Genomic DNA, 9,015 nt, shown 5'->3' with positions numbered 1-9,015 from the left:
GTGTGCCGGGAGGCGTGGAGGCTGGGGAAGGACGACGGAGGAGACGGGTGCGGAAGCCGGGGCGGGCGGCCCGGGCGGCTCCGGCCACGCGCGGCGGGCTCAGGCGAGGGCGCCGAGCAGCTCGCGGAGGGCGCGCTTGAGCGGCTTTCCGCCCTCGTTGCGCGGCAGTTCGCCGAGGGTGGTGATCCGGGTCGGGATCTCGTGCGCGGCCAGTCGCAGGGTGAGGAAGGCGCGCAGGTCGGCGGGGTCGAAGGGGGTTCCGGGGGCGGGGACGACGACGGCTCCCACGCTCATCCCGAGCACCGGGTGCGGGAGGCCGACCACGGCCACCTCGGCGACGGCGGGGTGCTCCAGTGCGGCGGCCTCGACCTGGAGCGTGGAGACCTTGTGGGCACCGGACTTGATGACGTCCGACTCACGGTCGAGGAGGTGCAGGTAGCCGTCCTCGTCCAGGAACCCGACGTCGCCCATCCGGACCCAGCCGGCGCGGAAGACGGCGGCGCCGGCCTCGGCGTCCCGGTAGTAGGAGCGCTGGGCTCCGGGCGAGCGCAGGTGGACGTCGCCGCTCTCGCCCGCGGCCAGGGGCCGGCCGTCGGGGCCCGCCACCATGACGGCGCCCTGGGCGGCCCGGCCGAGCGCGGTCGGGCGCGCCGGGTCGTAGACCATCGCGGTCTGGGCGGGCGCGGCCTCGGTGGAGGTGTAGTAGTTGACCACGGTGGCGTTGGGGAATGCCTCGGTGAGCCCGGTGGCGACGCTCGGCGGCAGCGCCGCGGCGGTGGAGCCCAGCAGCCGGACCGAGGACAGGTCGAAGCGGGTCTGCACCTTGGCGTGCAGCAGTTCGGCGGCCATCGCGGGGACCACGAACACGCTGCCCACGCGGCGCTGTTCGATGAGTCGGGCGAAGCGGCCGGGGGTGAAGTGGGTGGCGACCAGCGCTCCGGCGTGCGCGTCGAGCGCGTTCACCAGCATCGTCTGGCCGGCGTTGGTGCCCACCGCGAAGGAGTGCAGGAACTGTTCGGAGTGGGCCAGCGGCCGGTGCCGGGCGGTGGGCCTGGTGCCGTACGTGACGTTGCCGTGGGCGGCCGCGACACCCTTGGGTCGGCCGGTGGTTCCCGAGGTGTAGATCAGCTGCGCGAGGTCCCCCGCGGTGACCCGGGGCAGAGCCTGCGGGTCGGCCGTGGCCTCGGCCGCCAGCTCCTGCGGCCGGCTCGTCCACCAGGGCCCGGCCGGCCCGTCGGCGCCGGGTGCGGCGATCAGGCCGGCCGCCGAGCAGTGGTCGAGCAGGTGGCGCACGGCCTCGGCCGGCTGGCGGTCCGAGATCGGTACGGCGACCGCGCCGGCCATGGTCACCGCGCAGTAGCAGACGGCGAATTCGGGCCATTCACGGAGGCCGAAGAGCAGGCCGACCCGGTCCCCGCGGCGGATCCCGCGGCGCTCCAGGGCGGTGGCGAGGGCGGTGGAGCGCTCGTGCCACTCGGCGAAGGTCAGGGCTCGGCCGTCGTCGGTGGTGATGGCCACCCGGTCCGGCTGGGTCCGGGACCTGGCCTCCAGCAACCCGTGCACCGTTCCGGCGGGCGTCCGCACGGAGGGTTCTTCAGGGTCGTCGGATCTGGTTCTGTGCATGGAACTCGACACTCTCCCCGTTGTTCTTTCAGATCAGCCCCAGGCGCCTCGACATGAGACATTGGTCCAGACCTGCTGAGAGGTTGGCATAGACCACTCAGGCGGTCAAGGATCGGACCCGGAGGAACTACCGCGGATCGGCGCCCACATGGGCGGCAAGCCCCGGCAGCGGGACGTCACCGTCGTACGCGGCCACCACGAGCCGCTCCATCTCCCCGAGGAACCCGGCCATCCCCGACAGCGGGAGGTAGCCGGTGTCCGCCGTCAGCCGGATCGACAGCGCCTCGTCGACATCCGCGAAGTGCAGGCAGAACCGGCAGCTCAGCTGCTCCAGCGGGGCGAGCTCCAACAGCTCTGTGCTGTCGAGTAGTTCCGCCGGGCGGACCCCCTCGGGCGCGGCCTGCGCGCCCGCGCCCTGCCGGGCCCCGCGCAGGTCGTTCACGCAGGCGTACGGGTGCACCGGCTCGCCCCGGCGGGCGCTCTCGGCGGCCACCACCGCGTCCCGGTCGCGCTCGTCGTACGAGCCGAACCGGTAACCCGCCATCGCCGCCCGCCCGGTGGCCCGGACGGCCTCCTCGAAGCCCGTCACCCCCTCGAACCCGAGGACGACCAAGGCCTCCAGCGACATGGTCGAGACGATCTCCCTGGTCTGCGGCGCGACCCGGTTTCCCGCGATCGCCAGCAGGGCACAGGTGTCGTGCCCGGTCCGCTCGCGCAGCACCGCGCCGGCCGCCGCCAGCAGGACGGTCGAGCTGCTGACGGCCAGCCGCGCGGCCACCGCCGGCACCGCCACGGCCAGCGCGGTCGAGCGCAACTCCAGCCGCTGGAAACGCGGTTCGGCGGGGGTGTAGCACTCCTCGGTGAACATCGACACCGGGATGCGGCGGTACGAGCGCTCCCAGTGCGCGGCGGCCGCCTCGGCGAACCTGCGCCCCTCGGCCGACTCCTGGTGCAGGGCCAGCGCCGAGGGGCGCGGAGCGGGCGGCAGCGCCGCGCCCCGGCCGGCCAGCGCGGCCCGCAGGTCCCTCAGCAGGAAGCCGGTGCCCTCGTAGTCGGCGGCCAGGTGACAGAACCCCAGCACCACCTCGGTGGGCACCGCGTCCCTGGTCAGGACGGTGATCCGGACCGGCCACTCGCGCTCGTAGTCGAACGCCCGGGCCGCATGGCGCTCGGCGGCGCGTGCGCCCGCCTCGCGGTCCCCCGCCGTGACCTCCACGACCTCGACCTCCAGCACCCCGGTGGCGCTCACCGACTGGAGCGGCTCGCCGTCCGACTGGACCAGCCTGGTCCGCAGCGACTCGTGCCGCTCCAGGACGAACCGGATCGCCGCCAGCACCTGTGGGAGGTCGTACCGGCGGGGCAGCATCAGCGTCCGGCAGAAGTTGAAGTACCAGTCCCCCGGCCTGGTCCGCCCGATCGCGGACCAGATCGCCCGTTGACCCCAGGTCAGCGGCGCGGTGCCGGCCCACGGGGCGGCGAACTCCACCGGTTCCAGGCGGATGCGGTCCTCCACGGCGTGTTCCGTCATGACCCTGCGCTCCTCACGTACGAGTTCCTCCCACCGGCCGCACCCGTGCGCGCGCCCCGCCGTGGCCGGTGTCGCCCGGCCCGGCGGGCCGGTGCCTTCTCAGTCCCGTGCACCGTCGGGCCCGGCCCTGCGCACTCCGGCGGTGACGGCCGGGCGGGTGTGCGGCGCGCCGCCGACGCCGTCGGCCTGCAGCACGCCGCGCGAGCGCAGCGTCCCGTCCGCACCGAGGCCGACCAGTCGGCCCGCCTGCCCGGCCAGCAGCACGCTGCCGCCGGCCGGCCCGAGCCGCTGCCAGCCGGCGTCCGCCACCGGGCGGCGGTGCAGCAGCGTGCCGCCGCCGTCCACGGCGTAGAGCCGGCCGTTCACCGAGGTCAGCGCCACCAGGCCGGCGGGTGGTGCGAGGCGCGTCCAGGTGCGCGCCGCCTCCCCCGCCGGCAGCCCCTGCGGCGCGGACCAGAGCGCGCCCCGGCCGTCCAGCGCGTACAGCCGGCCGTCGCAGACCGCCAGCGCCCTCGTCCCGGCCGGACAGCGGTCGACCGCCGTCCAGTCGGCCGGTTCGGGGCGGGCCGGGCGCAGCAGCAGCCGGCCCGAGTCGTCCGCCGCGTACAGGGCGTACGGTCCGCCGGTCACCGCCTCGCGGGGCGCGGCCAGCGCGAGGACGCCGGGGGCGGGCCCGAGCTGGCGCAGCGGCAGGTTCTGCGGCCCGGCCGGTCGGACGCCGAGCGTGCCGTCGGCCCGCACCGCGAACAGCCAGGATCCGGCCCCGGCCAGCGCCGTGGTGCCCGGCGCGGCGCCGATCGCGGTCCACCGGTCGGCCCTGGCGGGGGCGGAGAGCCGGCTGAGCACGTTGCGGGTGATCCGGTCCACCACCGGATCGCCCAGTGCCGCACCCCAGTTGACGGTGCCGGCGTTGAAGACCGTCCCGGCGCCGGAGTCGAAGACGCCCATGACGGCCCAGCCGCCCTGCCCGTACGCGTCCCAGTGCCGCAGGTCGGCGGTGGCCAGCACGGTGAACGAGGCGGGGGTGCCGTCCCGTCCGGTGGCGGCCGGCACGCCGTCGGTGAACTCCAGGTCGGCGGCGTCGGTCTCGTAGCCGAGCGCGCCGAGGGCGAAGGCGTCCCCGTCCGCGAGTCCGGTGCCCTCGAAGACCCAGTGCCCGGCGAAGGCGGCGGTGTACGCCTCGCGGTACATCTGCGGCATGCCCGGCCCCCAACAGCCGGCCCCGCGACGGAAGCTGAGGCCGGTCAGGGTGTTCTCCGGCCGGTTGACCGGCTCGCTGGACCACTCGACGGTGGCTCGCTCCGGCGCCACCGCCGCGACCGGATCGGCGGCGGCGTCCCGGTAGCAGACCATGGTGCGACCGCCGTCCTCCAGCCTCATCTGCCACCACGCGGTGTTGGCCCCGAAGACCGCCAGGTTGCCGCCCGACCGGACGAAGCCCTCGACCCGGTCGCGCATCTCCCAACTCCAGTACTCGTCATGCCCGTTGACCACGAGCAGCCGGTACGGCAGCAGGGCCTGCGGGTCGAGGTGGAGGTCGAGGTTGGAGCAGTACTCGACGTCCGGGCCGTGCGCCCGGAGCCAGCGCATCAGCCCCTCCTCCCAGCGTTCGGGGGGCGGGCCGCCGCCCGGCCGGTCGAAGCTGACCTGGGCCGCGCGCTCCGGATCCTCGGTCCAGTAGAGGCCCTCCCCGGGCACACCGGCCCGGTTGTAGGCCTGCCAGGTGGCGAAGGGGACGGACAGCAGGACGGGTGAGCGCAGTCCCGGCTCGGCCGGGCGGACCACGAACCAGACCTCGCTCTCCTCCCCCGTTCCCGGGGTGAAGACCGCGCGGTAGAGCGAGCTGCGCCAGTGGGCCGGAACCGCCAGCTCCCACGGGCCGGGGTCGACCTCGGCGCGGTGCACCGGGCGGCCCTCGACGGCGTCCTCCACCGTCACCCGGCCGTGCCCGTGTCCCTTCACCGTGAAAAGCAGGGTCCCGCCCTGCGTACACGAAGTCGCCGCCGCATGGGCCACCAGGGCCATGTCACGCCATCCTTCCCCCGTGGTGCGGGCTGCACTGACGACGCGTCAGAAATGTTTGAAACGGCTCCGGACTGCCGCACAGGTCCGGACCTGCAGGGAGATTGGCATAGACCATTGATCACGTCAAGGTTCGGGTCCACCCCCGCCCCCACCGGCCGACCGCCCGCCGGAGGGCTGCTCGACCCACTGTGCAAGGCTGTGAGCAGTGAATTCGGGGCAGGGAGCAGCAGTGCGCGGTACGCGGAAGGCGGGTGCGGCGAGGGTGCGGACCTCGGCGCACGAGGAGAGCGACGAGCCGGGCCGGACGGATGCCCCCGAGGAGGCGGCCGGAGCCACCGCGGGCCGCGACGCCCGACCGCCCGACCGGCACCCGGGGTACCAGCACGGGCTGATCGACCTGCGCGGACGCCCCGGCCGGGCACCCGCCGCGCACTACCCGCCCGACGCCGTGGTGGTGATCTCGGGCCTGCCCGGCAGCGGCAAGAGCACGCTGCTGCGGCGCTGGTCCACCGAGGCGCCGGTCATCGACCCGCGCGACGTCCACCTCGCCTGCGAGGCCGTCATGCCCGCACGCATCCCCTACGCGGCCTACCGCCCCTGGGCCCGAGTGCTGCTGTTCCTCCGGCTGACCGGCGCCCTGCGCCGGGGCGGCCCGCTGCTGGTGCACGACTGCGGCAGCCGGCCGTGGCTGCGCCGCTGGCTGGCCGCAGGCGCCGCCCGGTACGGTCGCGAGCTGCACCTCGTCCTGCTCGACCTCAGCCCCGCCGAGGCCCTGGCCGGTCAGCGGGCGCGCGGCCGGTGGGCCTCGCCCCGCGTGTTCGCCCGGCACCGCCGGGGCCTGGAGCGCCTCCTGCGGAGCCTGCCGGCGGACGACGGGAGCCGGCCGGCACCGGGGCCCGTCCCGCCCGCGCTGGCGGAGGCCACCTCGGTGCTGCTGCTCGACCGGAGCTCGCGGGAGCACGCGAGTGCCGACTTCGGCCGGCCCGGCGGCGGAGCGCGGGAGAGCACCGAAGCCTAGGGCCTGTCCGGCGGATCGTGCCGGGCGCCCGGTTCGGCGCGCGGCCCGGCCCTTGCCGGGGGGGTCCGCGCGGGCCAGGTCCGGCGAGGGCTGCACCCCCCAGGCATCGCCCGCCGCGGACGAACGGCCGGCATCCCGTCCCCACGGTGTGCCGGCCGTCTCGCGCGATCGCGGAGCCGCCGCCGCGGACGGCCACGACTCCCCCGCACGCGAAGCCGTCCGACCAGGTCCCTCTTCGGGTTCCACTCCCGGCCGGCCGACCGCTCCCGCGTGGCACGACGGGCCCGCCCGCTCCGGGAGAGGCCGCACCGCCGTCACCGCACAGAACGCTCTATCGCTAGAGCTGTCCGTATCCTACGCCTGCCCGACGGGACGGCGACCGGCGGCCCGGGCCGCCCGGATCGGTGGGTTCGTCAGCGAACGGGCCAGGTCGGCCAAGGATTCCACGGACGTAGAATCCGAACCATGAGCACTCGCGACGTGCCCGCCGAACTCACCCGCCTGGTCTGGACACTCCACCGCGTCCTCAACCAGACGCGGCGACCGCCGGGCGGCGAGCCGGTCCGACCGCCCGCCCAGGTGGAGCTGCTCCAGCTGGTCCTGGACGAGCCCGGCATCAGCGTGCGCGACGCGGCCGCAGCGCTCCACATGCAGCCGCACAACGTCAGCACCCTGGTCACCCTGCTGGTCCGGGACGGCCTCCTCGACCGCGCCCCGCACCCCGAGGACCGCCGGACGGCGCAGCTCCGGCCGACGCGCGCGGCGCTCGACGCCCGCCGGCGGATCGACTCCAACCTCCACCTGGGTGTCACCGGAGCCCTGGCGGCGCTGCCGGCCGACGCCCTGGAGCGGATCGCGGCGGCCATCCCCGACCTCTGGCGGCTCGCCGAGGAGCTCACCCCGCCCCGGCCGTGAGCCCGGGCCACGAGACCCGGCACCCGGCACCCGGCACCCGGCCGACCCGAGCGCCGAAGGGCCCGCGGGGCGAGGGCGGGAGGCGGGAGGCGGGAGGCGGGAGGCGGGAGAGCCCGCAACCGCCGTGGTCACACGTCCCAGAGGCTCGACCGGACGGAATGCGGGGCCGGCGCCTGGGTGCGGAGGTGACCGTAGAGCTGGTCCGGTGAGACCTGGAAGGTGAGGACCCGTCCGGCGCCCGACACGGTGGCCAGCTGGACCCTGGTCCCCGCCGTCACGGCGCCGGGCAGGGCGCCCACCACGGCGGCCCGGACGGTGAACCCCTCGTCCAGAGCGATCACGTAGGGCGTCAGGCGGTGCTGCCCGCGCTGGGCGGCGGGCAGCAGGCGCTGCACCGTACCGTGGCCGGCACCGCGTTCCGTGAGCAGGTCGGCGGATCCGCAGACCGGGCAGAGCAGGCAGGTCGACGCCGTCGCGGCGCGGCACCAGCGGCAGCGCAGGTGGGTCAACTCGGTGTCCGGGAGGTCGACTTCGATGCCCGTCCGGTCGACGGGGAAGCCCGGGACGACATCCGTGGCGAGGCCGGGAGCGGGGGCGATGGTGAGTTCCATGGTGACTCCTTGAGGGATGAGGAGAACACGAATTCGCCGGCCGTGACCGGGGTCGGCGGGTGGTGCCGAACCGCGGACGGGCCCGACCGGCGGGCCGGACGGCGGGTGGTACCGCAGGGGGAGCCGATCAGACGCATCGCCGCCGGTGGGGCGCGCCCCGGCCGCCGCTCGCGCCGAGCCGGCGGCCAGGACCCGTCTACCCAGGGACCATATGGCACTCGGTGTCGACCTGTAAAGGCACTCAGTGCCTATTGCCGGGGAACCGAGTGCCACCGGCCCCCGACCGACCCGTCCACCCCCGCCGCCACCGGCGCCCGGGCCGGTCGCCCTCCGCCGCGCCCACGGCCGATCCGGTCGGCACCCGGACGCTCAGCCCTCCAGGGCCGACTCCACTCCGCGCACCACGCGCCACATCGGCGTACCCCGGCGGGCGACCACCACGACGACCTCGTCGTCCTGGGACTCCGGCGCACCCGGGCCGGGCGACCCGCTCCAGGTCTCGGCCACGAAGCTCAGGGCCTCGCCGACCGCCGCGGTCACGTCGCCCTCGCCGCCGGAGCGCAGCCACGTGCGCAGGGTGTGGTTGTGCGCCGCCACGACGGCGGCGGCGATCACGTCGGCCCGCAGGGCGCCGTCGGCCCGGGCCGCGTAGCGCGCCCTCAGATGGGCGGCCAGCGCCCGCTCGTAGCGCCAGACCACCGACAGCTCGTGCGCGCGGAGGTTCGGGACCTTCTTGGTGAGGAGGTAGCGCTGCACCGAGAAGGCGGGGTTGACGGCGTACGCGCGCAGCACCAGCCGGGCCGCGTCGCAGACCTGCTCGACCGGATCGCCGGCGTCGTCGGCGTCCTGGAGGAAGGCGGTCATCTCGGCCAGGCAGCCGTCGTGGTCGGGGAAGACCACGTCCTCCTTGGAGGGGAAGTGCCGGAAGAAGGAACGGCGTCCGACCCCCGCCTCGGCGACGATGTCGTCGATGGTGGTCTGCTCGAAACCGCGCTCCATGAACAGCCGGAACGCCGCGGTCACCAGCGCGTCCCGCATGGTCGGCTTCTCGACGACCGCCGCCGCGGCCTGATCCTGCTTACGCACCTCGCTCATGCAGGGACGGTAGCACCGAGTACCCTCGCGAACTGGGACAGCCGACACTGAGTGTGCATAATTCAGGGTACTGAGTGCCATCGCGAGGGAGCTTTCCATGAACAAGGACTTCGATCTCTTCCGGACCACCGAGGAGCACGACATGCTCCGGGAGGCGGTGCGCTCGCTGGCCGAGGCGAAGATCGCTCCGTTCGCGGCCG

At 75.2% G+C, this 9,015-nt stretch carries 7 protein-coding genes; 2 read left to right on the top strand and 5 right to left on the bottom strand.

The window, feature by feature from the left end; genetic code table 11:
* Positions 1–99: 99 nt before the first annotated feature.
* The 3 genes from ACFTWP_RS23200 to ACFTWP_RS23190 all read right to left on the bottom strand — a co-directional run bounded on the left by ACFTWP_RS23200 (position 100) and on the right by ACFTWP_RS23190 (position 5,113).
* Entirely contained in the window at positions 100–1,623 is a 1,524-nt protein-coding gene (locus tag ACFTWP_RS23200; RefSeq protein ID WP_380266585.1) for a class I adenylate-forming enzyme family protein, read from the bottom strand.
* A gap of 127 nt (positions 1,624–1,750) precedes the next feature.
* Positions 1,751–3,151 (bottom strand): condensation domain-containing protein, encoded by a 1,401-nt coding sequence (locus ACFTWP_RS23195; protein ID WP_380266584.1) that lies wholly within the window; start codon positions 3,149–3,151, stop codon positions 1,751–1,753.
* A 99-nt stretch (positions 3,152–3,250) separates the two neighbouring features.
* Positions 3,251–5,113, bottom strand: a complete 1,863-nt coding sequence (locus ACFTWP_RS23190; RefSeq protein ID WP_380266583.1) for a N,N-dimethylformamidase beta subunit family domain-containing protein — start codon at positions 5,111–5,113, stop codon at positions 3,251–3,253.
* A 292-nt stretch (positions 5,114–5,405) separates the two neighbouring features.
* Between ACFTWP_RS23190 and ACFTWP_RS23185 the strand changes: the two genes are divergently transcribed.
* On the top strand, positions 5,406–6,194 hold the full coding sequence (locus ACFTWP_RS23185; protein ID WP_380266581.1) for an AAA family ATPase: 789 nt from the start codon (positions 5,406–5,408) through the stop codon (positions 6,192–6,194).
* A gap of 465 nt (positions 6,195–6,659) precedes the next feature.
* Complete coding sequence (locus tag ACFTWP_RS23180) at positions 6,660–7,109, top strand: MarR family winged helix-turn-helix transcriptional regulator (RefSeq protein ID WP_380266580.1); 450 nt, start codon at positions 6,660–6,662, stop codon at positions 7,107–7,109.
* Between the two features lie 128 nt (positions 7,110–7,237).
* On the opposite strand, the gene ACFTWP_RS23175 is transcribed toward ACFTWP_RS23180, so the two are convergent.
* Positions 7,238–7,720: a hypothetical protein gene (locus ACFTWP_RS23175; RefSeq protein WP_380266579.1), complete on the bottom strand. Its 483-nt coding sequence runs from the start codon at positions 7,718–7,720 to the stop codon at positions 7,238–7,240.
* Between the two features lie 369 nt (positions 7,721–8,089).
* The gene (locus ACFTWP_RS23170) at positions 8,090–8,815 is read right to left on the bottom strand and encodes a TetR family transcriptional regulator (RefSeq protein WP_380266578.1); all 726 of its coding nucleotides are present in this window, start codon (positions 8,813–8,815) and stop codon (positions 8,090–8,092) included.
* Positions 8,816–9,015: the final 200 nt, after the last annotated feature.

The sequence above is a fragment of the Kitasatospora sp. NPDC057015 genome, from assembly GCF_042673745.1.
In the GTDB taxonomy this organism is placed as follows: Bacteria; Actinomycetota; Actinomycetes; order Streptomycetales; family Streptomycetaceae; genus Kitasatospora.
The sequence above is the reverse complement of the archived record's forward strand: the minus strand, read 5'-3'. Positions and strand labels throughout refer to the sequence as shown.